The following is a 24,161-nucleotide window of genomic DNA, read 5'->3' as shown; positions in this document are numbered from 1 at the left end:
CCGCCCCGGGCCTCGCGCCTCCGGTGTCGGCGGGGCTGGGGCTGGATTGCCGGTAGGGCAATTCCAGCCCCGCCGGCGTTTGAGGCGCGGGCGCGGAGCGCCGTAGGGGGTGCGGGGCGGAGCCCCGGTACGGCGCCGCAGAGGTATGGGCGCGGAGCGCCGTAGGGGGTGCGGGGCGGAGCCCCGGTACGGCGCCGCAGAGGTGTGGGCGGCCGAACCCGCCGGGGCGCGGAGCGTCGTAAGGGTGCCGGGCGGAGTCCCGACACGGGGGCGACGGGGGGTACCCGGGCACCGCCGAGCGCAGCGGACTGGCAGGGTGGGGGAGTGGATCAGCTTGCTCTGCTGTTCGTGCTCTTGCTCGGGGCCGTGGTCACCGTGCCGCTCGGGGACCGGCTCGGACTGCCCGCGCCCGTGCTCATGACCGTCGGCGGGGTGGTCCTCGCCCTCGTGCCGGTCGTGCCCAACGTCGACGTCCCGCCCGAGTACATCCTTCCGCTGGTGCTGCCGCCGCTGCTGTACGCCTCCGCGCAGCGCACCTCCTGGCGGCAGTTCGCCGCCAACGTCCGGCCGATCCTGCTGCTCGCCGTGGCCCTGGTGTTCGTCACGACCGCCGCGGTCGCGGCCGTCGCGCACGCCGTGGTGCCCGGGCTGCCGATCGCCGCCGCCGTCGCGCTCGGCGCGCTCGTCGCCCCGCCCGACCCGGTCGCCGCCACCGCCGTCGCCGGTTCGCTCGGGCTGCCCCGTCGGATGGTGTCGATCCTGGAGGGGGAGGGGCTCTTCAACGACGTGACGGCGATCGTCCTCTATCACGTGGCCATCGGCGCCGCCGTCAGCGGCAGCTTCTCCTGGCCCGACGCGCTGGGGGAGTTCGTGCTGTCCGCCGTCGTCGCCGTGGTGGTGGGACTGGCCCTCGGCTGGGCGGCCAACCGGTTCATGGGGCGGCTCGGCGACGCCACGCTCCAGATCGGGCTGACACTGCTGGTGCCGTTCGTGGCGTACGTGGTGGCCGAGGAACTCCAGGGGTCGGGGGTGCTGGCCGTCCTGACGACCGCCCTGTTCCTCGCCGAGTACGCCAGCGACGCCGACGACGTGCTGGGCCGGCTCGCCGGGCACACCTTCTGGGAAGTCGTCGACATGCTGGTCACGGGGGTGGCGTTCGGGCTGATCGGGCTGGAGCTGCACAACGTGTTCGGCACGGCGCGCGGACGCGAGTGGGAGATGGCCGGGTGGGCGGCGGTCGTGGTCGCGGTCGTGGTCGGCGTACGGCTGGTGTGGCTGCTGCCGGCGGGCTGGCTCGCGCAGAGGCTGCACACGCGGCGCGACTACGACGAGGAGATCCCGCTGAGCTGGCGGGAGAGCGTGGTCATGTGGTGGGCCGGGATGCGCGGGGTGGCCTCGGTGGCGCTGGCCCTCGCCGTTCCCCTCCGGACGGACGCGGGCGAGCCCTTCCCCGCGCGGGACCAGATCATCTTCATCGCCTTCGCCGTGATCATGGCCACGCTGGTGCTCCAAGGGCTGACCCTGCCGTGGCTGGTACGGCGGCTGGGGGTCGAGGCCGACACGGACGCGGACCGGGAGACCGAGCGGCAGCTGGCGATCCGCGCCGCGAAGGCCGCGAAGCGGCGGCTGAAGGAGATCGAGGAGAAGGAGGAGCTGCCGGAGGACCTGGTGGAGACGCTGTACCGGCGCGCGTACGACGTGGGAGCCCGTATCAGCCCCGACATGGTCGACGAGGAGCGCAGGGAAGCGTACGCGCAGCGGGTGGAGCGGATCCGGGACATCCAGCGGATCCAGCGCGAGATGATGTCGGCCGCCCGCCACGAGGTGCTGGCCGCCCGCAGCGAACCCGGATCCGATCCCGAGATCGTGGACCGGGTGCTACGGCACCTGGACGTGCGGAGCCTGCGGAGTCCGTAGACCGGGACGGAGCCCGCGCAGCGGTGGGCGCGGTCGGGGGTCAGGGCGCCGGGCGGGGGGTGGCCTCCGACGTGACGACGCGGGGCAAGGCGTACGGGTGGTGGGTCAGCAGCCAGGCGATCAGGCGTTCGCGGACCGCGCAGCGGACCGTCCACAGATCGTCCGCGTCCTTGGCCGTGGCCACCGCCCGGACCTGGATCGTGTGGGGTGTGGTGTCCGTCACCACGAGGCCGGACCCACGGCCGTCCCACTCCGGGATGTCCTGGAGGATGACCTGGAGCTGCTCCCGCATCAGCCCGACGGGGGCGCTGTGGTCCAGATGCCAGAAGACCGTGCCCGTCATCTGCGCGCCGCCGCGCGACCAGTTTTCGTACGGTTTGCTCGTGAAGTACGACACAGGCATCGTGATGCGCCGCTCGTCCCAGGTGCGGACGGTCAGGAAGGTCAGCGTGATCTCCTCCACCTTGCCCCACTCCTCGTCGACCACCACCGTGTCGCCGATGCGGACGGTGTCGCCGAAGGCGATCTGGAGGCCGGCGAAGAGGTTGCTCAGCGAGGACTGGGCGGCGATGCCCGCGACGATGCCGAGCACACCCGCGGAGGCCAGCATCGAGGCGCCGAACGTGCGCATCGGCGGGAAGGTCAGGAGCATGGCCGCCGCCGCGACCACGACCACCACCGCGGTGACCACCCGCTGGATCAGCGTGACCTGGGTACGGACCCGGCGGACCCGGGCCTCGTCCTGGGTGACCGCGGCGTAGCGCGCGTACGTGGAGTCGACGGCGGCGGTCGCGATGCGCACCGCCAGCCAGGCCACGGAGGCGATCAGCACCAGGGTGAGGACCCGGCCGACGCCGAAGGCGTGGTCGGGCAGGATTCCGGCCCTGCGGTAGGACGCTCTGAGCAGCGAGGTGCAGAGGACGACCTGGAACGGCAGGCGGCAGCGGCGCAGCAGGCCCCACAGGGGGGTCTCGGGGTGCCGGGCGTCGGCCCGGCGCAGCAGCAGGTCCAGCAGCCACCCGGCGATCAGGGTGACGACGAGCGTGCCGCCGACGACCGTGACGGGACGCAGGACGGTCTCCATATCCATGGCTAGGAAGGTAACCGGAAGCGATCCGCGCAAACTGGCACGATGGGAGGCATGAACATCATGCTTTTCCATTCGACGTACGGGTTGCGGCCCGCGGTGCACGCGGCGGCCGACCGGCTGCGCGCGGCCGGGCACCAGGTCCAGGTACCGGATCTCTTCGAGGGACGCACCTTCGAGACCGTCGAGGAGGGCATGGCCCACCGGGACGGGATCGGCCGTGACGAACTGCTCAAGCGCGCGGTTCTGGCCTCCGCCCCCTACTCCGACCAGGGCCTGGTCTACGCCGGCTTCTCCTTCGGCGGCTCCGTCGCGCAGCACCTGGCGCTGGCCGACGACAAGGCGCGCGGGCTGCTGCTCCTGCACGGGACGGCCGATGTCGCGGACGACGCCTCGGCGGACGAACTGCCCGTGCAGCTGCACATCGCGGACCCGGACCCCTTCGAGCCGCACGACTGGCTGACGGCCTGGTACCTGCGGATGCAGCGGGCCGGGGCCGATGTGGAGGTCCACAGCTACCCGGGTGCCGGGCACCTGTTCACCGACCCTGGGCTGGAGGACTACGACGCCGAGGCCGCCGAGCAGGCCTGGAAGGTCGCGATCGGGTTCCTCGACACCCTGTAGGACCTCGCGCAGCACGCGTGCGCGCGACAGCCGCGCGGCCCCGCCGGGTTCGTGGCCGACGGGCGGCCGGACGGACCTCGTTGCCGGCCACATCACGGGGCAGGGCACGGTCCGGCGTCCGCCGGACCGTGCCCGTACCTCCGCTCCGAGCGTCACAACCAGCTCGGACCGTCCTTCGATCATGTCCCCCGGCGCTCATGGCGCCGGGGCAGAGCAGTCAGGACCTGAGGGTCAGGCTGCGCGGTAGGCGGTCCAGCTGCTCTTCATACGGGCAACCTGGCCGGCCGTGAACTGGTACATGCAGGAGTCGTACGTGTAGTCCATGAAGTTGTGGATCGGGTCCGCGCCGGCCTTGCTGGCGCAGGAGTCGCGGCCGGTCGGGCACTCGTACGCGGCGCTCTTCTCGGCCGGGGTGTCGGAGACGTAGTCGCCGTTGCCGGTACAGCCGCCCTGGAAGGTGTGGTACAGGCCCATCCAGTGGCCGACCTCGTGGGTCGCGGTGTCGCCCTCGTTGTAGTTGGCCGCCGAGCCGCCCGGCAGGGAGGTGTCGAGCACGACCACGCCGTCCATCTTGGGGCTGGAGGTGTACGAGGACGGGAAGGTCGCCCAGCCGAGCAGGCCGCCCGAGAGGTTGGCGGTGTAGAAGTTCAGCGCGCCGGCGCCGCCCTTGCGCAGGGTGTTCTTCATGTCCTTCTCGGCCTGGGAGCCGGAAGCCAGGTTGTACCAGGTGGCGTTGTCCGTGTAGTCGGTCGCGGCGAGGGTGAACTGGTAGCTGGTGTTCACGTTGCCGGTGCCCTGGCCGCCGTAGGCAGCGTTGAGGACCGCCAGCTGGCTGTTGATCTGGGTGGACGTCAGCTTTCCGGTGGTGCCGGAGTGGACGACGTGGAAGTACACCGGGATCGTCGTGACGGCCTCGGCGGCGGCCATGCCACGCTGCGGCTGGTTCTTGAGGGCCTTGTCCAGCTTCGCCTTGAGGTCGGCGTCCATGGCCTTGGCCTGGGACTCGGTGACCTCGTTGGGCTCGGCGGCGTGCTGGTTCTCGGGGCGCGCGACGCGGGCGTTGGCGGCCGCCCCGGTCGGACCCTGTTCGGCGCACACCTCGGCGGGGGTCTTGGCGGCGGCGATCGTCGTGGGGGCGGCGAGCGGGGTGAACGCCAGGGTTCCGGCCAGGACCGCCGTGCCCATCAGGCGGCGGCGGAGAAGGGGGGATATGCGGGCAACAGCGCGCACGTGTGCTCCTCGCGGTGGGGGGGTTTCGGCCGAAGGATCTCTCCGGCTGGCGCGAAGCTTATGTGTCCATGACATGAGGCGGTCAAGACTCTTACGTAAAAGATTTGTTGCTTCTGATGCACAAGGGGCCCCTGGTCTGCACCAGGGGCCCCTTGCAACAGCAGATTTGACGGACAATCAGCGAACCGGTCGGTCGGCCCGTTCCACCTTCTGAGTGCCGTTCAGCGTGCGGTACGAGCGGGACCACGCGGAGGTGGCGTCCTGGCGGCGCTTGTCGGAGACCACGTAGTAGTCCATCTGCGAGCGCTCCGCCGTCACGTCGAGCACGCCGTAGCCGTGCGCGTCCATGTCCAGCCACTTCACGTGCCAGTTGGCGGCCTTCACGGCAGACTCGGCGACCAGCGAGGCGGTGTTCTCCGGCACGTGCAGGATGTCGTCGATGTTGTCGGAGGTCACCGAGGTGACCACGAACTCGGTCGCCGCCGTCCCCGAACCGGGGTACGTCGCCATGTTCACGGGTACCTCGTTCGCCCACGCCATGTGGATGTCACCGGTCAGGAACACCGTGTTCTTGATGTTCCGGTCCTTCAGGTGGCCGAGCAGCTCCTTGCGGTCGTCCGTGTACCCGTCCCACTGGTCCACGTTGACCGCTATGCCGCCTTCGGGCAGTCCGAGCAGCTTCGCGAGCGGCGCCAGCAGGTGCGCGGGCAGCGAGGCGAAGGCCACCGGCGAGATCATCACCGAGGTGCCGACCAGCTTCCAGGTCGCGTTCGAGTTCGCCAGGCCCGACTTGAGCCAGTCCAGCTGGGCGCGCCCGGTGATGGTGCGCTCCGGGTCGTCCACCGATCCGTCGGCCACCTTGACCTGCTGCGAGCGGAAGGAGCGCAGGTCGAGGAGGTGCAGGTCGGCGAGGGTGCCGAAACGCAGTCGCCGGTAGACGGTGCCCGAGACGGAGGTGCGTACGGGCATCCACTCGAAGTAGGCCTGCTTGGCGGCGGCCGCGCGGGCCGCCCACTCGCCCTCGGTGCCCGGGGTGTGGTTCGCGGCGCCGCCCGCCCAGGTGTCGTCGGCGAACTCGTGGTCGTCCCAGATGGCGATGACCGGGTGCGCGTGGTGCAGGGCCTGGAGGTCGGCGTCCGTCTTGTACTTGCCGTGCCGGACGCGGTAGTCGGCCAGCGTGACGATCTCGTTCTTCGGCTCGTGCTGGCGTACGACGTACTTCGCCTCCGGGTACCCACCGGTCTGGTACTCGTAGATGTAGTCGCCGAGGTGCAGGATCGCGTCGAGGTCGGTACGGGCGGCCAGGTGCCGGTAGGCGGAGAAGTAGCCGGCCTCCCAGTTGGCGCAGGAGACGACGCCGAAGCGAACTCCGGCGGTGGTCACGTCGTTGCCCGCGGTGGTCAGGGTGCGCCCGACGGGGGAGACGGTGGCGCCGGCGGTGAACCGGTACCAGTACGGGGTCTGTGGCTGCAGCCCGCGCACGTCCACCTTGACCGTGTGGTCGGTGGCGGCGCCCGCGGTGACGGTGCCGCTCGCGACGACCCGGGAGAAGGCCTTGTCCGAGGCCACCTCCCAGCCCACCTGGACGGCCGGGCCGAGGCCGGAGCCGGGCACCGCCTCGGCGGTGGGGGTCACGCGGGTCCACAGCAGGATCCCGTCGGGCAGCGGATCGCCCGAGGCGACGCCGTGCAGGAAGGCCGGCGCGCTGCCGGCGGCATGGGCGGCCGGGGCGCCCAGTGAGGTGAGGGGGGCCAGCGCGGCCGTGGCCGCGGCGGCGAGGACGACCGTGCGGCGGCGAGGAGTTGCCGCGGCAGCGGGGGAAGAGAGATGACTGGTCACGGATGATCATATTACTGGCGGGTATGGGCGCGGGAACAGGTCTGGACACGCAACGGGCGGGCGAACTCTGGGAGTCCGCCCGCCCGTTGGCCCGGCCAGTCCGGAAAGCGACCTCGGAATGGCCGGGGCTCAGCCCTGCAGGGCCTTGTCGATCGCAGCCGTGAACGCCTCCGCCGTCTGCGGGGTGTCGATCTTCTTGCCGTCCATCTTCAGCGTGGGCGTGCCCTTCACGCTGGAGTTGTTGAAGGCCTTGGCCATCTCCAGCGCCCACCGGTCGTAGGTACCGCCCTCGACGGCCTTCTCGAACTCGGTGTTGTCCTTGAGCGCCGGCACCGTGTCCGCGACCTTCAGCAGGTAGTCGTCCTTGGCGAAGCTGTCGACGGTCTCCTCGGGGTGCAGGTCCTTGGAGTAGAGCGCGGCCTTGTAGTCGAGGAAGGCCTGCGGGCTGACGTTCAGCGCGGCGCCGAGCGCGCTCAGCGCGTTCTTCGAGCCCTCGCCCTTGGCCATGTTGTCGATGAAGGTGGCACCGAAGTACTGGAGCTTGTACTTGCCCGCGTCGACGTCCTTCTTGACCTGCTCGCCCGCCGCCTGCTCGAACTGGGCGCAGGCGGGGCAGCGCGAGTCCTCGTAGAGTTCCAGGGTCTTCTTCGCCTCGGCCTTGCCGATGACGACCGTGGTGCCGTCCTCGCCCTCGGTGTTCTTGGGCTTGACCAGCTCGGCCTTGGCGGCCTTCTCCCAGTAGCCGGGCTGGTTGGCCTGCACGACCGCGTAGCCGACGCCGCCGGCCAGGGCCAGTACGGCGAGGACCGCCCCGGCCACGACCACCTGGCGGCGTATCTTGTCCTTCTTGGCCTGTGCCTCGCGCTCGGCGCGCAGCCGCTCGCGGGCCGCCGCCTTGTTGGCCTGGCTGTTGCGTGAACTCATCGTGATCTCCGTGGGGTGTGACGTGTCAGGGATGCCGTGCGTGCGTCAGGCGCTTGCGAACGCGCCGGGCACGGGAGGTCCCCGCCGTCCCACGGAGTGCGCGGGGAAGCGCGTACGGGCCCCCGCGCCCGGCCGGGCCGGCCGCGGTGTCCGCCGCGCGGGACCCGCGGCCACCGGCGCCCCGGCCCCCGTCAGCTGCAGTGGCCGGAACGCGAACGCGGCCACCGCGCGCAGCAGCCGGGCCAGCGCCCGTTCGCCGTGGCGGAGCCATCCGGAGGCCAGCAGCCCGATCGAGACGTGGGCGGCGAGCAGCAGCCACGGCGCCCACGGCCCGGGGGAGGACAGCAGCGCGGCCGGATCGGCCGCCGGTCCGGTCACCTCGGCCAGCGGCCCGCCCACCGGCGTCCCGCCGCACAGCTCGTCCAGGCCCAGTGCGTGCAGCGGGCCCGACACCGGGCCGCCCGCGGGGCCGTAGCAGACGTGCTGCCCGGCGGTGAAGACGGTGTCGGCGGCCAGCTCCAGCGGGACGAGGAGTGCGGCGATCGGGCCGAAGCCCCGCTCGCGGCCCGCCAGCGCGTAGGAGAGCGTGAACACGCCGGCGAAGGCTCCGCCGACCAGCGCGGGAGGCAGTGGTACCCGGGACATGAGGACGTGCGAGCCGGCCGAGAGCAGCACGACGAGCGCGCTGAACAGCGCGGCCCGCAGCCCTCGAAGCCCCACCCCTGATATGTCCATCGCCGCGAGTCTGCCACGGGTCCCTGTGAAAGGGGTCCGCAGGTCTGCTTCCCGCCCGACTACCGGGGGTGCCTCCCGGCGGTGGCCGGGGGAGTGAGACGGCCGTTGCGGAAGAGGTCCACGAATATCTGGTGGTCGGCGCGCGCCCGGGCACCGTACGCGTGGGCGAAGTCCACGAGCAGGCGGGCGAAGCCCTCCTCGTCGGCCGCGATGGCCGCGTCGATGGCCCGCTCGGTCGAGAAGGGGACCAGCGTCTGGCCGCTCTCGTCCGCGTCCGCCGCGCCGTGCATGGTCGCCGTGGCCCGGCCCAGGTCCGCGACGACGGCGGCGATCTCCTCCGGGTCGTCCAGGTCGGACCAGTCCAGGTCCACCGCGTACGGGGAGACCTCGGCCACCAGCTGTCCCGAGCCGTCCAGCTCGGTCCAGCCCAGCCACGGGTCGGCGTGCGCCTGGAGCGCCCGCTGGGAGATCACCGTGCGGTGGCCCTCGTGGTGGAAGTACTCCCGTACCGCCCGGTCGGTGATGTGCCGGGAGACCGCGGGGGTCTGCGCCTGCTTGAGGTAGATCACGACGTCGTTCTCCAGGGCGTCGCTGTGCCCCTCCAGCAGGATGTTGTACGAGGGCAGGCCGGCCGAGCCGATGCCGACGCCGCGGCGGCCCACCACGTCCTTGACGCGGTAGGAGTCGGGCCGGACGAGGGACTCGTCGGGCAGGGTCTCCAGGTACCCGTCGAAAGCGGCCAGCACCTTGTAGCGGGTGGCCGCGTCCAGCTCGATGGTGCCCGGGCCGGGGGTGAAGCGGCGCTCGAAGTCGCGGATCTCCGTCATCGAGTCCAGGAGGGAGAAGCGGGTGCGGGAGCGGGCCGAGCGCAGCGCGTCCAGCAGCGGGCCCTCTGCGGTGTCCAGGGTGAAGGAGGGCACGTCTTCGTTCTTGGCCCCGGTGGCCAGGGCGTGGATCCGCTCGCGGTAGGCGCCCGCGTAGACCCGTACCAGCTCGCTGATCTGGTCGTCGCTGAGCGCCTTCGTGTAGCCGATCAGCGCGACGGAGGCGGCGAACCGCTTCAGGTCCCAGGTGAAGGGGCCGACGTAGGCCTCGTCGAAGTCGTTGACGTTGAAAATCAGCCGGCCGTTGGAGTCCATGTACGTGCCGAAGTTCTCCGCGTGGAGATCGCCGTGGATCCACACCCGGCCCGTCCGCTCGTCCAGGTACGGGCCGCCGTGGCGGTCGCGCTCCAGGTCCGCGTAGAAGAGGCACGCCGTGCCCCGGTAGAAGGCGAAGGCGGAGGCCGCCATCTTCCGGAATTTGACCTGGAAGGCAGCGGGGTCGGCGGCGAGCAGCTCACCGAACGCGGTGTCGAAGACGTCGAGTATCTGCTCGGCGCGCTGCTCGTCGGTCGTCTCGGGAACCGCCATGGCGGATGCCTCCTGGTGACGCGGGGGTGGATCGGTTTTCGGACAGTCGTCCTTGGCCCTGCAACGGATGAAGGTACCCGTCGGTGCCCGTGATCTGTCACCCGGCCGACGTAGGATTCAGAGCTGCCGCCCCTCTCTCCCCGCCGGAGGACTCCCACCGTGACCAAGCCGCCGTTCACGCACCTGCACGTCCACACCCAGTACTCGCTGCTGGACGGTGCCGCGCGGCTGAAGGACATGTTCAACGCGTGCAACGAGATGGGCATGACGCACATCGCCATGTCCGACCACGGCAACCTCCACGGGGCCTATGACTTCTTCCACACCGCGAAGAAGGCCGGCATCACGCCGATCATCGGCATCGAGGCGTACGTCGCCCCCGAGTCCCGGCGCAACAAGCGCCGCATCCAGTGGGGCCAGCCGCACCAGAAGCGCGACGACGTCTCCGGCTCCGGTGGTTACACCCACAAGACGATCTGGGCGGCGAACTCCACCGGCCTGCACAACCTCTTCCGGCTGTCCTCCGACGCGTACGCCGAGGGCTGGCTCACCAAGTGGCCGCGCATGGACAAGGAGACCATCTCCAAGTGGTCGGAGGGCTTGATCGCCTCCACCGGCTGCCCCTCCGGCGAACTCCAGACCCGGCTGCGTCTCGGCCAGTTCGACGAGGCCCTGAAGGCCGCCTCCGAGTACCAGGACATCTTCGGCAAGGACCGGTACTTCCTGGAGCTGATGGACCACGGCATCGAGATCGAGCGCCGGGTCCGCGACGGGCTGCTGGAGATCGGCAAGAAGCTCGGCATCCCGCCGCTGGTCACGAACGACTCGCACTACACCTACGCGAGCGAGGCCGGCGCCCACGACGCCCTGCTGTGCATCCAGACCGGCAAGAACCTCTCGGACCCGGACCGCTTCCGCTTCGACGGCACCGGCTACTACCTGAAGTCCACGGACGAGATGTACGCCATCGACTCCTCGGACGCCTGGCAGGAGGGCTGCGCCAACACGCGGCTGGTCGCCGACCAGATCGACACCGAGGGCATGTTCAAGTTCCGGAACCTGATGCCGAAGTTCGACATCCCGGACGGCTACACCGAGGTCACCTGGTTCCGCGAGGAGACCATGCGCGGCATGCACCGCCGCTACCCCGGGGGCATCCCGGACGACCGGATGAAGCAGGCCGAGTACGAGATGGACACGATCATCTCGATGGGCTTCCCCGGCTACTTCCTCGTCGTCGCCGACTTCATCATGTGGGCCAAGAACCAGGGCATCGCGGTGGGCCCCGGCCGAGGCTCCGCGGCCGGCTCGATCGTCGCGTACGCCATGGGCATCACCGACCTCGACCCGCTCACCCACGGTCTGATCTTCGAGCGCTTCCTGAACCCCGAGCGCGTCTCCATGCCCGACGTCGACATCGACTTCGACGAGCGCCGGCGCGTCGAGGTGATCCGGTACGTGACCGAGAAGTACGGCGCCGACAAGGTCGCCATGATCGGCACGTACGGCACGATCAAGGCCAAGAACGCGATCAAGGACTCCGCGCGCGTCCTGGGCTACCCGTACGCCATGGGCGACCGGCTCACCAAGGCCATGCCCGCCGACGTCCTCGGCAAGGGCATCCCGCTCTCCGGCATCCTCGACCCCACGCACCCCCGCTACGGCGAGGCCGGCGAGATCCGCGGGATGTACGAGAACGAGCCGGACGTGAAGAAGGTCATCGACACCGCCCGCGGTGTGGAGGGCCTGGTCCGCCAGATGGGCGTGCACGCCGCCGGCGTGATCATGTCCAGCGAGACGATCACCGACCACGTACCCGTCTGGGTGCGGCACACCGACGGCGTCACCATCACCCAGTGGGACTACCCGAGCTGCGAGTCGCTCGGCCTGCTGAAGATGGACTTCCTGGGCCTGCGCAACCTCACGATCATGGACGACGCCGTCAAGATGGTGAAGGCCAACAAGGGGATCGACATCGATCTCCTGGCCCTGCCGCTCGACGACCCCAAGACCTTCGAGCTGCTCGGCCGCGGTGACACCCTCGGCGTCTTCCAGTTCGACGGCGGCCCCATGCGCTCGCTGCTGCGCCTGATGAAGCCCGACAACTTCGAGGACATCTCCGCCGTCTCGGCCCTGTACCGGCCGGGCCCGATGGGCATGAACTCGCACACGAACTACGCCCTGCGCAAGAACAAGCAGCAGGAGATCACCCCGATCCACCCGGAGCTGGAGGGGCCCCTCGAAGAGGTGCTCGCGGTCACCTACGGCCTGATCGTCTACCAGGAGCAGGTGCAGAAGGCCGCCCAGATCATCGCCGGGTACTCGCTCGGCGAGGCCGACATCCTGCGCCGCGTGATGGGCAAGAAGAAGCCCGAGGAACTGGCGAAGAACTTCGTCATCTTCCAGGAGGGCGCGAAGAAGAACGGCTACAGCGACAAGGCCATCCAGGCCCTGTGGGACGTCCTGGTCCCCTTCGCCGGCTACGCGTTCAACAAGGCCCACTCGGCCGCGTACGGCCTGGTCTCCTACTGGACCGCCTACCTCAAGGCGAACTTCCCGGCCGAGTACATGGCCGGCCTGCTCACCTCGGTCAAGGACGACAAGGACAAGTCCGCGATCTACCTGAACGAGTGCCGGCGCATGGGCATCAAGGTGCTCCCGCCGAACGTGAACGAGTCCGAGCCGAACTTCGCCGCCCAGGGCGACGACGTGATCCTCTTCGGCCTCACCGCGGTGCGCAACGTCGGCCAGAACGTCGTCGAGTCGATCATCAAGACCAGGAAGGCCAAGGGGAAGTTCTCCTCCTTCCCCGACTTCCTGGACAAGGTCGAGGCCGTCGTCTGCAACAAGCGGACCGTCGAGTCGCTGATCAAGGCCGGGGCCTTCGACGAGATGGGCCACACCCGCAAGGGCCTGGTCGCCCACCACGAGTCCATGATCGACAACGTGGTCGCCGTGAAGCGCAAGGAGGCCGAGGGCCAGTTCGACCTCTTCGGCGGAATGGGCGACGAGGGCGCGAGCGACGAGCCGGGCTTCGGGCTCGACGTCGAGTTCTCCGACGTCGAGTGGGAGAAGTCCTACCTGCTCGCCCAGGAGCGCGAGATGCTCGGCCTCTACGTCTCCGACCACCCGCTCTTCGGCCTGGAGCACGTGCTGTCCGACAAGACGGACGCCGGCATCTCCCAGCTGACCGGCGGCGAGCACTCCGACGGCGCCGTCGTCACCATCGGCGGCATCATCTCGGGCCTCCAGCGCAAGATGACCAAGCAGGGCAACGCCTGGGCCATCGCCACCGTCGAGGACCTGGCCGGCTCCATCGAGTGCATGTTCTTCCCCGCGACCTACCAGCTCGTCTCCACCCAGCTGGTCGAGGACACCGTCGTCTTCGTCAAGGGCCGCCTCGACAAGCGCGAAGACGTACCCCGCCTGGTCGCCATGGAGATGATGGTCCCCGACCTCTCGTCGGCCGGCACCAACGCCCCGGTGGTCCTGACCATCCCCACCGTCAAGGTCACGCCGCCGATGGTGACCCGTCTGGGGGAGATCCTGCGCCACCACAAGGGCAACACCGAGGTACGGATCAAGCTCCAGGGGCCGCGGACCACGACCGTGCTCCGCCTCGACAAGCATCGCGTCCAGCCCGACCCGGCCCTCTTCGGCGACCTCAAGGTGCTGCTCGGCCCGTCCTGCCTGGCCGGGTAGTGGGCAACCGGCACGCGAAGGGCCTGCCCGGCATCGCCGGGCAGGCCCTTTCCCGCCACTGGACGCGGGGCGTCAGTTGTGGCCGAACTTCTTCGTCTTGCTCTTGTGGGCCAGATCCATCGGACTCGGCGCCTGCGAGGTCGACTCGGGCGAGGACTGCGCCGAGCTCCTCGACGGGTCCTGCGCGGACGAGCGCGCCTGCTGCTTCGGCTGCTTCTGCTGCTTGTTCTTGGCCATGGTGGAGCCTCCGTGAGGGTCTAGGGGCCAGGACCGCCTTCACACTCACACAGCGCAAGAAACCGCGCATTTTGGATCATTACCGCGCGTAGTCGGAGCCCATCTCCTTCCCCCTCGTGAGATCCGCCACGCCGATGATCGAGTTCCGGCCGTCAACACCCTTGCGGTCGGGCAGACTCGGGGAAAACCTATCGAGGACCCCCAGGGAAGAGGGTGGTACGCGTGGACCGCTGCGTCGTCCTGGTGGACGCCGGCTATCTGCTGGGCGCCGCCGCGAGCCTTCTCGCAGGGGAGCCCTCCCGTTCCCGGATCACCGTCGACCATGCCGCCCTCATCCAGGGCCTGCGCGAGCGCGCCGAAGCGGATACCGAGCAGCCCCTGCTGCGCATCTACTGGTTCGACGGCGCACCCGACCGGGTGCCGCAGCCCGAGCACCGCCGACTGCGCGTCATGCCCCGCGTCACCGTCCGGCTCGGCGCCCTGACCCGCAGCGACGGCCGCTGGGCGCAGAAGGGCGTCGACGCCGCCATGCACGCGGAACTCACCGAGCTGGCCCGCAACCGCGCCTGCTCCGACGTGGTCCTGGTGACCGGCGACGGCGATCTGCTGCCCGGCCTGATGTCCGCCAAGGAACACGGGGTCGCCGTCCACCTGTGGGCCGTACAGGCCGCCGACGGGGACTACAACCAGTCCGAGGACCTCGTCGCGGAAGCCGACGAACGCCGCGTCCTCGACCGGGCCTGGATCACCCGGGCCGTCCGCGCCAAGGACCTCACCGGGCTGTGCTCCCCGCCGCCCGCCCCGCGCCCCGACATCGCCGCCATCCTCTCCGCCCCGCTGCCCGAGGCCGCGCTCGCCGAGGCCGCCCGCAACGGCTCCGCCGACGGCCGGGAGGACGCCGCCGACGGAGCCCCCGTACCCGCTCCCGCCACCCCCGGGGGCCGGGCCGTGCCCACGCCCAAGGACCTCGCCGGGTCGCTGCGCGCGCCCGGACAGAACACGCCCGCGCAGAACGGGAGCCAGCCGCCCGCCGGCAGCGCCCTGCGCTGGTCCTCCGACAAGGGCTGGATCGACCGCGCCGGACCGCTCGGCGAACCCGCCGAGACCGCCTCGCTGCCCACCCTCGCCCAGCTCACCAGCGCCGAGCAGCGCTGGGCCGACCGGGAGGAGGACATCACCACCGTCGGCGGCGACCCGTTCGAGGTGGGACAGGTGTTCGCCCGGCGCTGGATGGAGCGGCTCCCCGAGACCGTCCACCTGCAGAAGCTGGCCACGATGTACCCGCGCATCCCGCACCGGATCGACGGGGAGCTGCTGCGCTACGCCGCCCGGTTCGGGCTGCTCGCGCACAAGGACGACCAGATCGACGAGCACGACAGGTACGCCATCCGGGCCGGGTTCTGGCGGGAGATCGACGTCCGGGCGGCCGCCGAACACGTGGCCGCCGTACCGGCCGCGGCCCCGGGATCCCCGCCCCTGGGCGCGACGGCCCCGCCCACCCCGGCGGCGGACTAGGGGTGGAAGCCGCGTAGGCTGCTCCCTCGTGAGTACGGGCACAGCACAGGCAGGACCCCGCGGGACGCCGGACACGGCAGCCACCGCGGCAGCGGCCTCCGACGTGGTCTGCGCCGTGCGTGACCTGGTCAAGACGTATCCCGCCGTACGGGGCCGGCGCGGGGCCCCCGCCCTGCCCGAGACCCGTGCCAGCGACGGCGTGTCCCTGGACGTACGGCGCGGCGAGGTCTTCGGCCTGCTCGGCCCCAACGGCGCCGGCAAGTCCACCCTGGTCCGCCAGCTCACCGGGCTGATGCGCCCCGACGCGGGCACCGTGACCCTGCTCGGCCACGACCTCGTACGCCACCCGGGGCGGGCGGCGCGGCTGCTCGCCTACCTGGGGCAGGAGTCCACCGCGCTGGACGAGCTCACCGTGTCGCTGGCCGCCGAGACCACCGGCCGGCTGCGCGGGCTCGACGCGCGGGCGGCGCGGGCCGCGCGGGACGACGTACTGGAGGAGCTCGGACTGACGGCCATCGCCGGGCGGCCCCTGAAGAAGCTTTCCGGCGGGCAGCGGCGCCTGGCCTGCTTCGCCGCCGCCCTGGTGGGGGAGCGGCCGGTACTCGTCCTCGACGAACCGACCACCGGCATGGACCCCGTGGCCCGCCGCGCGGTGTGGTCCGCCGTGGACCGGCGGCGCGAGCGGCACGGCGCCACCGTCCTGCTCGTCACCCACAACGTCATCGAGGCCGAGACGGTCCTCGACCGAGTCGCGGTCATCGACCAGGGCAAGGTCATCGCATGCGACACCCCGGCCGGACTGAAGGCGCGGGTCTCGGGCGCGGTCCGGCTGGAGCTGGTGTGGCGGTCCGCCCCGCCGCTGGAAGTGGCGGAGGTCGCGGCGCTCGCCCCGCTGGCCGCCGAGGCCGGCCGCCACTGGGTGCTGCGGCTGCCGGCCGAGGAGGCGCGGGCCGCGGTGGCCGCCGTCACCGGGGGGCCGGCCTTCGCCGCCCTCGACGATTTCACGCTGACGACGCCGAGCCTGGAGGACGTCTACCTGGCACTGGGCGGGCGGATGAAGGGTCTGGTCAAGTCGTGACTACCGCTGCCGTGGGCACCGCGGGCGCCGTGGATGCCGTGGACGCCGCGTGCGCTCCCGCCGCGCTGGCTCCGAAGGCGCGGTTCTTCCCCGCGCTCGCCGCCGTGTACCGGGCGCAGCTGTCCCGGGCCCGGGTGGCGCGGATCCCGCTGCTGTTCGTGGCCACCTTCCAGTCCGTCGGGATCATGATCCTGATGCGGGGCGTGGTGGACGGGGGCTCGGAGGCCCGGGCCGTCGTGGCCGGCTCCTCCGTCCTCGTCGTGGCCTTCGTCGCGCTGAACCTGCTCGCGCAGTACTTCGGGCAGCTGCGGGCGGGCGGCGGCCTCGACCACTACGCCACACTGCCGGTGCCGCCCGCGTCGGTGGTGCTGGGCGCGGCCGGCGCGTACGCCTCCTTCACGCTGCCCGGGACCCTCGTCACCGCCGTCTTCGGGTGCGTGCTCTTCGGGCTGCCGATGGGCGGGCTGTGGATCCTGGCCGCGGTGGTGCCGCTGGCCGGGGCGGCGCTGGCCGGGCTCGGCGCGGCGCTGGGGCTGCTGGCGCCGCGGCAGGAGCTGGCCACGCTGGCCGGGCAGCTCGGCATGTCGGCGGCGCTGCTGCTGGGGGTGCTGCCGCCCGAGCGGATGCCGGACGTGATCGTGTGGGCGCGGGACCTGCTGCCCTCCACGTACGGGGTGGAGGCGTTCGCGCGGACCTTCGCACCGGATCCGGACTGGGCCGCGGTCGCCTTCGACCTCGGCGTGTGCGGGGCGGTCGGAGTCCTGTCGCTGGCCGTCGCGACCTGGGCGTACCGGCGGGCGGCGGTCCGCTGACGCCGGCGGCGAACGCACCTGGCACGATGTGGGGGTGACCGAAGCCGTGACCCCGCCGTCTCCTTTCCACCCGCCGTCGCTCCCGCCCCAGAAGCCAGGGGCCGACGACGCGGCCATCACCCCGCGGGACATCCGGGACGGGGCCGCCGTCGCCCTCGTGGTCGCGGTGGCCGGAGTGCTCCTCGCCCTGCTGTGGGTGTGGCTGGCGCCGCGGGTGCAGTACGTCTCCAACGGTGAGGCTGTGTTCCTGCGCAACAGCGAGAGCGAGGCGCGGATCGGGGCCGACGGCACCTTCTTCCTGCTGTCGGCGGGGCTGGGCGCGCTGAGTGCCGTCGGCGCCTTCCTGTGGCGCCGGCGCGGGGGTGTGCCGCTGGTGATCGGGCTCGGGGTCGGGTCGCTCTTCGCCGCGCTGGTGGGGTGGCGGCTCGGGCTGTGGCTGGGGCCGTCGTCGGACCTGCCGTCCGTCGCGGCGAAGGCGGGGAAGGGCGTTCCGTTCGACGCGCCGCTGCAGATGCTGGCGCACGGGGTGCTGCTGGTCTGGCCGATGACGGCCGTCCTGGTCCACCTGGGCCTTATGGCCATCTGGTCCCCGCGTGACCCGGATCCCGGCCCCGCCTGGGCCGTCTACCCCCCGCCCCACGTCCACGCCGACCCGCCGGCCCCGCAGCCTCCGCGCCCCTGACCCGCCGTCTCCCAGGACTCCGCCCCGAACCCCGCGCCTCAAACGCCGGCGGGGCTGGAGGTCGGGGCTCCGCCCCGGACCCCGCGCCTCAAGCGCCGGCGAGGCTGAAAGATCGGGGCTCCGCCCCGCGCGCCCCGCGTCTCAAGCGTCGGCGGGGCTGAAGGTCGGGCTCCGCGCCTCAAGCGCTCGGCGGGGCTGGATCTGCCGGGCGGCAGCCCGGAAGCGCGCGGAGCGCCCTCGCGCGTCCGCCAGGCGGACGGCATCAGCCACATCCAGCCCCGTCGGCGTTCGAGGCGCGGGGGTTCGGGGGCGCAGCCCCTGACGTTGGCTCCGCAGACGGCTACGGGCGGGCGATCGGTGCCAGCGTGGCGCCCGTCAACGCGGTCAGGGTCGACGGGGAGAGCTCGACCTCCAGGCCGCGGCGGCCCGCCGAGCAGCACACGGTCGGGTGGCCGGAGGCAGAGGCGTCGATCACCGTGCGCAGACGTTTGCGCTGGCCGAGCGGGGAGATGCCGCCCAGGACGTACCCCGTCGTACGCTCCGCCAGCGCGGGATCGGCCATCACCGCCCGCTTCCCGCCCACCGCCGAGGCGAGGGCCTTCAGGTCCAGCGAGCCCGAGACCGGCACCACCGCCACCGTCAGGACCCCGTCCACCTCCGCGACCAGGGTCTTGAACACCCGGTCGGACGGGATGCCGAGCGCTTCCGAGGCCTCCTCGCCGTACGAGGGATGCGCCGGGTCGTGTGCGTACGCGTGCGTGGTGAACTCGGCGCCCGCCGCCGTGAGGGCCACGATCGCCGGGGTCCCTGCGGGTGCCTTCTTCTTCGCCATCAGTTCGGGCTCGTCGGAGTACGCGTCAGGTCCACCGCCGGCAGTGAGGGGAGGTGACGGATCACCGCCGTCTCCGTGCGGAGCAGCTTCAGTTCCTCCGCGAGGCGGGTCGCCGTGTCCGGGGCCTGGAGCAGCCGCTGCTTCGCCGGGATGTCCAGCACCGCCGCCGCTGCCACCAGGTACGAGACCACCGACGGCTCGTCGGGGAGTTCCGCGCCGGTCAGGGACCGCTCGCGGGCCCCGGCCAGCCGCTTCTGGTAGTTGCGGAAGGCCCGCAGCACCCCCTCGGCCAGCGCCCCCGCGCCCTCGCCCGAGTCCTCCGGGAGCTCCTCCAGCTCCGCCGTGAGGAAGGGGCCCGAGGCGTCGACCGAGATCAGCCGGACCCGCGACGTGCCCGTCGCGAGGACCTCGAAGCTGCCGTCCTCCCGCTCCCGGATCGTCGCGGCGTCCGCGATGCAGCCCACCCGGTGGAAGGCCTGGACCGGATCCGGGCCGAAGCCCGCGGCGGGGCCGCGTTCGGGCAGGGCCGTCTGGTCGGGCAGGCCGGGCGCGGTCGGGGCGACCTCGCGGCCGTCGCGGATGGCGACGACCGCGAAACGGCGCGGCTCGTCCTCGCCCGTCTTCAACAGCTCGCGCATCATGGCGCGATAACGCTCCTCGAAGATGTTCAGCGGGAGGACGAGTCCCGGGAACAGCACCGAGTTGAGGGGGAAGAGGGGCAGGCGAACGGTGGTCACGAGGCACAGGGTAATGGCCGGGGGCCGACCCGCCCTATCCCCGTCACCCCCGCCGCAGCAGCCGCGACGCGCCCGCCGCCACCGTCGTGGCGAGGATCCACCCCAGCATCACCAGCGCCGCCGCTCCCCACTGCCAGCCGCCGTCCACCTTCCACTGTCCCTGCTGGCCGAGGTCGATCACGGGCAGCAGGAGGTCCAGGGCGTACAGGGCGGCATCCCACGTCGGGTGCTCGTCCTCCTTGATGGGGGGCGGCCGGTGCTGGGAGAACAGCAGTGCGCCCGCCGCCCACAGGACGGCCATCCACAGCGCGGCACGGCCCGGCCGGTACCCGTAGACCACCGTCCAGTCCTGGACGTAGCCCCAGGCCTTCGCCGCCGGCGGCAGCGTCGCCCGCCGCCGCCGCTGCTTGGCCAGCAGCACCTCGCGGGCGTCCGCGTCCTCACCGCTGGCCCGAAGTACGGCGGCCAGCCGCTCGTACGGCTCCGGCGAGTACTCGGGCGTGGCCGCTTCCACCCACGCCAGCCGGCGCGAGAGCGGGAAGTGGCCCCGGGGCGCGAGGTTCTCGTAGACGAAGCCCTCGATCGACACCCCTCCGGGCCCCGGCCAACTGGTGGAGGCGTCCACGAGCTTGACCACCTTGGCCCCGGACACCACGACCCGCCCGCGCTCCGGCCGCTCGCCGACGAAGCGGAACTCGGGGGTCTGGATCCGGCGCAGGGAGATCTCCTGCTCGTCGGTGAGCACGAAGCGCGCCCCGTAGAAGTCGACGGCGTCACCGAAGCGGCCGTCGTCCATCCGCAGCCCGCCCCGGCACTCGAAGCGCTGCGAGGGCTGACCGCGCGCCGGCGTCAGCCCCAGTCCGTACGGGGGAGTGGAGGAGTTCGATCCCGGGACGTAGTCCAGGGAGATCGACGTCAGGTACAAGGTCCGCTCGACGGTCAGCTGCGGCGCGTTCAGCGCGTACCGCCCGTTCGGGTTGCGCAGACGGGCCCCGCGCATGTTCATCGACACGCCGACCTTCGCGCCGCGCAGGCTCACCTCCCCGTACGTCTCCAGCAGCTCGCCCTGGAAGTCCTGCGCCACCGACATCCCGTCGGCGGCGATCGCCCGGCCCTTGCTGTCCTTCTGCACCACCGCCTGGCTGATCAGCAGGTCGGTGCCGATCTGCGCGTCGGTCAGCCGGATGCCCCGGGCCACCCGGCACCGCGGCAGGTGCAGATCGCCCTCGGTGTGCAGCCGGGCCGCCTCCAGCCGGGGGATCGCGCAGTTCACCAGGCGCAGGGTGCCGATGCGGGTCTCGGACAGCTGGATCTCGCTGTCGAAGCGGCAGGACTGCAGCTCCACGTACGGGCCCACCGTGCCCCCGGACAGGTCGAGCCGCCCGGTGATCCGTACGCCGCGCAGCTTGAGCGAGGCCACCCGGCCCGGTACCGGTGGCGGCCCGTGGAGCAGCAGCAGGGCCACCACCTGGGCGCGGACGCTGCGCTCGGGGCCCCAGACGTGCCGGCCGTGCGGATCGTCCCGGTCGCCGGCGCGCACGCTCAGGTCGCAGACGACGCCCGTGCGGTACGCGCTCCACATGCGGCGCTCGGAGGCGGAGAGATCGGCCGGCTCCTCGCCCGCGCGTGCCTCGGTGCCCGTGTGTGCCTCGGTCATGGCGGCCCCCCTCCGCTCCAGGTACGTGTACGGGAACGCTAACGGGCGCCTGTGACGTCCGGGGCGTGTATCAGCCAGTGATACGGGCGAACGGTGGCACGAGGCGGTCTGAGAGAATTGGGGGGTGATCTCTCGTATCGACCTGCGCGGTGACGCCCTCCCCGAGGGCGGCGCCCTGCGCGACCTGCTGCCCCGTGCCGAGTTCGACGTGGAAGCCGCCCTGGACAAGGTGCGGCCCATCTGCGAGGACGTCCATCATCGTGGCACGGCGGCGCTGATCGAGTACGCGCAGAAGTTCGACGGGGTGACGCTGGAGCAGGTCAGGGTGCCCGCCGAGGCGCTCAAGACCGCCCTCGACGAGCTCGACCCCACCGTCCGCGCCGCCCTGGAGGAGTCGATCCGGCGCGCCCGGATCGTGCACCGGAACCAGCGCCGCACCGAGCACACCACCCAGGTGGTCCCCGGCGGCACCGTGACCGAGAAGTGGGTTCCGGTGGAGCGCGTGGGGCTGTACGCCCCGGGCGGCCGCTCGGTGTACCCCTCCTCCGTCGTGATGAACGTCGTACCGGCGCAGGAGGCGGGCGTCGAGTCCATCGCGCTCGCGTCCCCGCCGCAGAAGGAGTTCGGGGGCCTGCCGCACCCGACGATCCTCGCCGCGTGCGCGCTGCTCGGCGTGGACGAGGTGTACGCGGCGGGTGGCGCCGTGGCCGTCGCGATGTTCGCGTACGGCACGGAGGACTGCCTGCCCGTGAACATGGTGACCGGCCCCGGCAACATCTGGGTCGCCGCCGCCAAGCGCTACTTCACCGGGAAGATCGGCATCGACACCGAGGCCGGCCCGACCGAGATCGCGGTCCTCGCCGACTCCACCGCCGACCCGGTGCACGTGGCCGCCGACCTGATCAGCCAGGCCGAGCACGACCCGCTGGCCGCCGCCGTCCTCGTCACGGACTCCGCCGAGCTCGCGGAGGCAGTCGAGCGCGAGCTGGAGCCGCAGGTCGCGGCCTCCAAGCACATCCACGACCGGATCAAGCCGGCCCTCGCGGGCAAGCAGTCCGCGATCGTGCTGGTCGACAGCCTGGAGGACGGCCTCAAGGTCGTCGACGCGTACGGCGCCGAGCACCTGGAGATCCAGACCGCCGACGCCGCGGCCTGGGCCGCCCGGGTGCGCAACGCCGGCGCGATCTTCGTCGGCCCGTGGGCCCCGGTCTCCCTCGGCGACTACTGCGCCGGGTCGAACCACGTGCTGCCCACCGGCGGCTGCGCCTGCCACTCCTCCGGCCTGTCCGTGCAGTCCTTCCTGCGCGGCATCCACATCGTCGACTACACGCGCGACGCCCTCGCCGAGGTCACCCACCACGTGGTCACGCTGGCCGAGGCCGAGGACCTGCCCGCGCACGGCGCCGCCCTCAAGGCGCGCTTCGGATGGAAGGTTCCGAACCAGTGACCGGGATCGACGACCTCCCCATCCGCGATGAGCTGCGCGGCAAGACCCCGTACGGCGCCCCGCAGCTCGACGTGCCCGTCCAGCTGAACACCAACGAGAACCCGTACGAGCTCCCCGAGCCGCTCGTACGGCGCATCGCCGAGCGCGTCGCCGACGCCGCCCGCACCCTCAACCGCTACCCCGACCGGGACGCCGTCGAGCTGCGCACCGAGCTGGCCGCCTACCTCACCCGTACGGCCGAGCACCCGGTCACGCGGGAGAACGTATGGGCCGCCAACGGCTCCAACGAGGTCATCCAGCAGCTGCTGCAGACCTTCGGCGGGCCCGGCCGCACCGCGATGGGCTTCGAGCCCTCGTACTCGATGCACGCGCTGATCTCCCGCGGCACCGGCACCGGCTGGATCTCCGGCCCCCGCAGGGACGACTTCACCATCGACGTGGAGGCGGCGGAGCAGGCGATCGCCGAGAACGCCCCCGACGTCGTCTTCATCACCTCGCCCAACAACCCCACGGGTACCGCGGTCGACGCCGAGACGGTCCTCGCCCTGTACGAGGCCGCCCAGGCGGCCAAGCCGTCCCTGGTCATCGTGGACGAGGCGTACGTGGAGTTCAGCCACCGCGACTCGCTGCTGCCCCTCATCGAGGGCCGGCCGAACATGGTGGTCTCCCGGACCATGTCCAAGGCCTTCGGCGCCGCCGGACTGCGCCTGGGCTACCTGGCAGCGCACCCCGCCGTCGTCGACGCCGTCCAGCTGGTGCGCCTGCCGTACCACCTGTCGGCCGTCACCCAGGCGACCGCGCTGGCCGCCCTGGAGCACACCGACACCCTGCTCGGCTACGTCGAGCAGCTCAAGGCCGAGCGGGACCGCCTGGTCGTCGAACTGCGGGCCATCGGCTACGAGGTCACCGAATCCGACGCGAACTTCATCCAGTTCGGGAAGTTCGAGGACTCCCACACCGCCTGGCAGAAGATCCTCGACCAGGGTGTCCTGGTCCGGGACAACGGCGTACCGGGCTGGCTGCGGGTCACCGCCGGCACCCCGGCCGAGAACGACGCGTTCCTGGAAGCGGTTCGCGCACTGAAGAAGGAGCAGCACGCATGAGCCGCATCGGACGGGTCGAACGGACCACGAAGGAGACCTCGGTCGTCGTCGAGATAAACCTCGACGGCACCGGCCAGGTCGACGTCTCGACGGGCGTGGGCTTCTACGACCACATGCTCGACCAGCTCGGCCGCCACGGCCTCTTCGACCTCACCGTCAAGACGGACGGCGACCTGCACATCGACACCCACCACACCATCGAGGACACCGCCCTCGCGCTCGGCGCCGCCTTCAAGCAGGCCCTCGGCGACAAGGTGGGCATCTACCGCTTCGGCAACTGCACCGTGCCGCTCGACGAGTCCCTCGCCCAGGTGACCGTCGACCTGTCCGGCCGCCCCTACCTCGTGCACACCGAGCCCGAGAACATGGCGCCGATGATCGGCACCTACGACACGACGATGACCCGGCACATCTTCGAGTCCTTCGTCGCGCAGGCCCAGATCGCCCTGCACATCCACGTCCCGTACGGGCGCAACGCCCACCACATCGTGGAGTGCCAGTTCAAGGCGCTCGCGCGCGCCCTGCGGTACGCGGCCGAGTTCGACCCGCGCGCGGCCGGCATCCTGCCCTCCACGAAGGGCGCCCTCTAGC

At 71.6% G+C, this 24,161-nt stretch carries 20 protein-coding genes; 10 read left to right on the top strand and 10 right to left on the bottom strand.

Annotated elements, in window-relative coordinates; genetic code table 11:
- Nucleotides 1-324: 324 nt before the first annotated feature.
- A complete protein-coding gene (locus AB0D48_RS03515) occupies nucleotides 325-1,917 on the top strand; it encodes a Na+/H+ antiporter (protein ID WP_362390284.1) in 1,593 nt (530 codons plus the stop codon).
- Nucleotides 1,918-1,957: 40 nt separating this feature from the next.
- Here AB0D48_RS03515 and AB0D48_RS03510 read toward each other — a convergent pair whose 3' ends face one another.
- Complete coding sequence (locus AB0D48_RS03510) at nucleotides 1,958-3,001, bottom strand: mechanosensitive ion channel domain-containing protein (RefSeq protein ID WP_362390477.1); 1,044 nt, start codon at nucleotides 2,999-3,001, stop codon at nucleotides 1,958-1,960.
- A gap of 48 nt (nucleotides 3,002-3,049) precedes the next feature.
- Between AB0D48_RS03510 and AB0D48_RS03505 the strand changes: the two genes are divergently transcribed.
- Nucleotides 3,050-3,628, top strand: coding sequence for a dienelactone hydrolase family protein (locus AB0D48_RS03505; RefSeq protein ID WP_362390281.1), 579 nt, complete (start codon nucleotides 3,050-3,052; stop codon nucleotides 3,626-3,628).
- A 231-nt stretch (nucleotides 3,629-3,859) separates the two neighbouring features.
- On the opposite strand, the gene AB0D48_RS03500 is transcribed toward AB0D48_RS03505, so the two are convergent.
- The 5 genes from AB0D48_RS03500 to AB0D48_RS03480 all read right to left on the bottom strand — a co-directional run bounded on the left by AB0D48_RS03500 (nucleotide 3,860) and on the right by AB0D48_RS03480 (nucleotide 9,768).
- Nucleotides 3,860-4,813, bottom strand: a complete 954-nt coding sequence (locus tag AB0D48_RS03500) for a zinc metalloprotease (RefSeq protein WP_362390473.1) — start codon at nucleotides 4,811-4,813, stop codon at nucleotides 3,860-3,862.
- Between the two features lie 222 nt (nucleotides 4,814-5,035).
- A complete protein-coding gene (locus AB0D48_RS03495) occupies nucleotides 5,036-6,697 on the bottom strand; it encodes an alkaline phosphatase D family protein (protein ID WP_362390279.1) in 1,662 nt (553 codons plus the stop codon).
- Nucleotides 6,698-6,826: 129 nt separating this feature from the next.
- The gene (locus AB0D48_RS03490; protein ID WP_362390277.1) at nucleotides 6,827-7,621 is read right to left on the bottom strand and encodes a DsbA family protein; all 795 of its coding nucleotides are present in this window, start codon (nucleotides 7,619-7,621) and stop codon (nucleotides 6,827-6,829) included.
- A 45-nt stretch (nucleotides 7,622-7,666) separates the two neighbouring features.
- Nucleotides 7,667-8,356 carry a hypothetical protein gene (locus AB0D48_RS03485; protein ID WP_362390275.1) on the bottom strand — a complete coding sequence of 230 codons (690 nt, stop codon included), beginning with the start codon at nucleotides 8,354-8,356 and terminating at the stop codon, nucleotides 7,667-7,669.
- A gap of 59 nt (nucleotides 8,357-8,415) precedes the next feature.
- Nucleotides 8,416-9,768: a DUF2252 domain-containing protein gene (locus AB0D48_RS03480; protein ID WP_362390273.1), complete on the bottom strand. Its 1,353-nt coding sequence runs from the start codon at nucleotides 9,766-9,768 to the stop codon at nucleotides 8,416-8,418.
- Between the two features lie 159 nt (nucleotides 9,769-9,927).
- Here AB0D48_RS03480 and dnaE point away from each other — a divergent pair, with 159 nt between their 5' ends.
- The gene (dnaE, locus tag AB0D48_RS03475; RefSeq protein WP_362390271.1) at nucleotides 9,928-13,470 is read left to right on the top strand and encodes a DNA polymerase III subunit alpha; all 3,543 of its coding nucleotides are present in this window, start codon (nucleotides 9,928-9,930) and stop codon (nucleotides 13,468-13,470) included.
- Nucleotides 13,471-13,542: 72 nt separating this feature from the next.
- Here dnaE and AB0D48_RS03470 read toward each other — a convergent pair whose 3' ends face one another.
- Entirely contained in the window at nucleotides 13,543-13,707 is a 165-nt protein-coding gene (locus AB0D48_RS03470; RefSeq protein WP_362390269.1) for a hypothetical protein, read from the bottom strand.
- A gap of 213 nt (nucleotides 13,708-13,920) precedes the next feature.
- On the opposite strand from AB0D48_RS03470, the gene AB0D48_RS03465 reads away from it, so the two are divergent.
- From AB0D48_RS03465 to AB0D48_RS03450, 4 genes are all read left to right on the top strand, one after another.
- Nucleotides 13,921-15,222 (top strand): NYN domain-containing protein, encoded by a 1,302-nt coding sequence (locus AB0D48_RS03465; protein WP_362390267.1) that lies wholly within the window; start codon nucleotides 13,921-13,923, stop codon nucleotides 15,220-15,222.
- Nucleotides 15,223-15,325: 103 nt separating this feature from the next.
- Nucleotides 15,326-16,300 carry an ABC transporter ATP-binding protein gene (locus AB0D48_RS03460; RefSeq protein WP_362390471.1) on the top strand — a complete coding sequence of 325 codons (975 nt, stop codon included), beginning with the start codon at nucleotides 15,326-15,328 and terminating at the stop codon, nucleotides 16,298-16,300.
- Between the two features lie 11 nt (nucleotides 16,301-16,311).
- A complete protein-coding gene (locus tag AB0D48_RS03455) occupies nucleotides 16,312-17,112 on the top strand; it encodes an ABC transporter permease (protein ID WP_362390469.1) in 801 nt (266 codons plus the stop codon).
- A 34-nt stretch (nucleotides 17,113-17,146) separates the two neighbouring features.
- Nucleotides 17,147-17,794: a hypothetical protein gene (locus AB0D48_RS03450; protein ID WP_362390265.1), complete on the top strand. Its 648-nt coding sequence runs from the start codon at nucleotides 17,147-17,149 to the stop codon at nucleotides 17,792-17,794.
- Between the two features lie 340 nt (nucleotides 17,795-18,134).
- Here AB0D48_RS03450 and ybaK read toward each other — a convergent pair whose 3' ends face one another.
- Genes ybaK through AB0D48_RS03435 form a run of 3 tightly spaced genes read right to left on the bottom strand, consistent with a single transcriptional unit; the run spans nucleotide 18,135 to nucleotide 21,020 of the window.
- Nucleotides 18,135-18,626 carry a Cys-tRNA(Pro) deacylase gene (ybaK, locus tag AB0D48_RS03445; protein WP_362390263.1) on the bottom strand — a complete coding sequence of 164 codons (492 nt, stop codon included), beginning with the start codon at nucleotides 18,624-18,626 and terminating at the stop codon, nucleotides 18,135-18,137.
- A complete protein-coding gene (locus AB0D48_RS03440; protein WP_362390261.1) occupies nucleotides 18,626-19,363 on the bottom strand; it encodes an LON peptidase substrate-binding domain-containing protein in 738 nt (245 codons plus the stop codon). Before AB0D48_RS03440 ends, ybaK begins: the two co-directional genes overlap by 1 nt.
- Before the next feature lie 43 nt (nucleotides 19,364-19,406).
- Nucleotides 19,407-21,020: an oxidoreductase gene (locus AB0D48_RS03435; RefSeq protein ID WP_362390259.1), complete on the bottom strand. Its 1,614-nt coding sequence runs from the start codon at nucleotides 21,018-21,020 to the stop codon at nucleotides 19,407-19,409.
- A gap of 124 nt (nucleotides 21,021-21,144) precedes the next feature.
- Between AB0D48_RS03435 and hisD the strand changes: the two genes are divergently transcribed.
- From hisD to hisB, 3 genes are read left to right on the top strand one after another with little or no spacing between them, the layout of a single operon-like run.
- Complete coding sequence (gene hisD / locus AB0D48_RS03430) at nucleotides 21,145-22,467, top strand: histidinol dehydrogenase (protein WP_362390257.1); 1,323 nt, start codon at nucleotides 21,145-21,147, stop codon at nucleotides 22,465-22,467.
- On the top strand, nucleotides 22,464-23,570 hold the full coding sequence (locus AB0D48_RS03425) for a histidinol-phosphate transaminase (protein ID WP_362390255.1): 1,107 nt from the start codon (nucleotides 22,464-22,466) through the stop codon (nucleotides 23,568-23,570). Before hisD ends, AB0D48_RS03425 begins: the two co-directional genes overlap by 4 nt.
- Nucleotides 23,567-24,160, top strand: a complete 594-nt coding sequence (hisB, locus tag AB0D48_RS03420; protein ID WP_326591415.1) for an imidazoleglycerol-phosphate dehydratase HisB — start codon at nucleotides 23,567-23,569, stop codon at nucleotides 24,158-24,160. Before AB0D48_RS03425 ends, hisB begins: the two co-directional genes overlap by 4 nt.
- Nucleotide 24,161: the final 1 nt, after the last annotated feature.

Source organism: Streptomyces sp. NPDC048269, from assembly GCF_040652395.1.
Classification (GTDB): Bacteria; Actinomycetota; Actinomycetes; order Streptomycetales; family Streptomycetaceae; genus Streptomyces.
The sequence above is the reverse complement of the archived record's forward strand: the minus strand, read 5'-3'. Positions and strand labels throughout refer to the sequence as shown.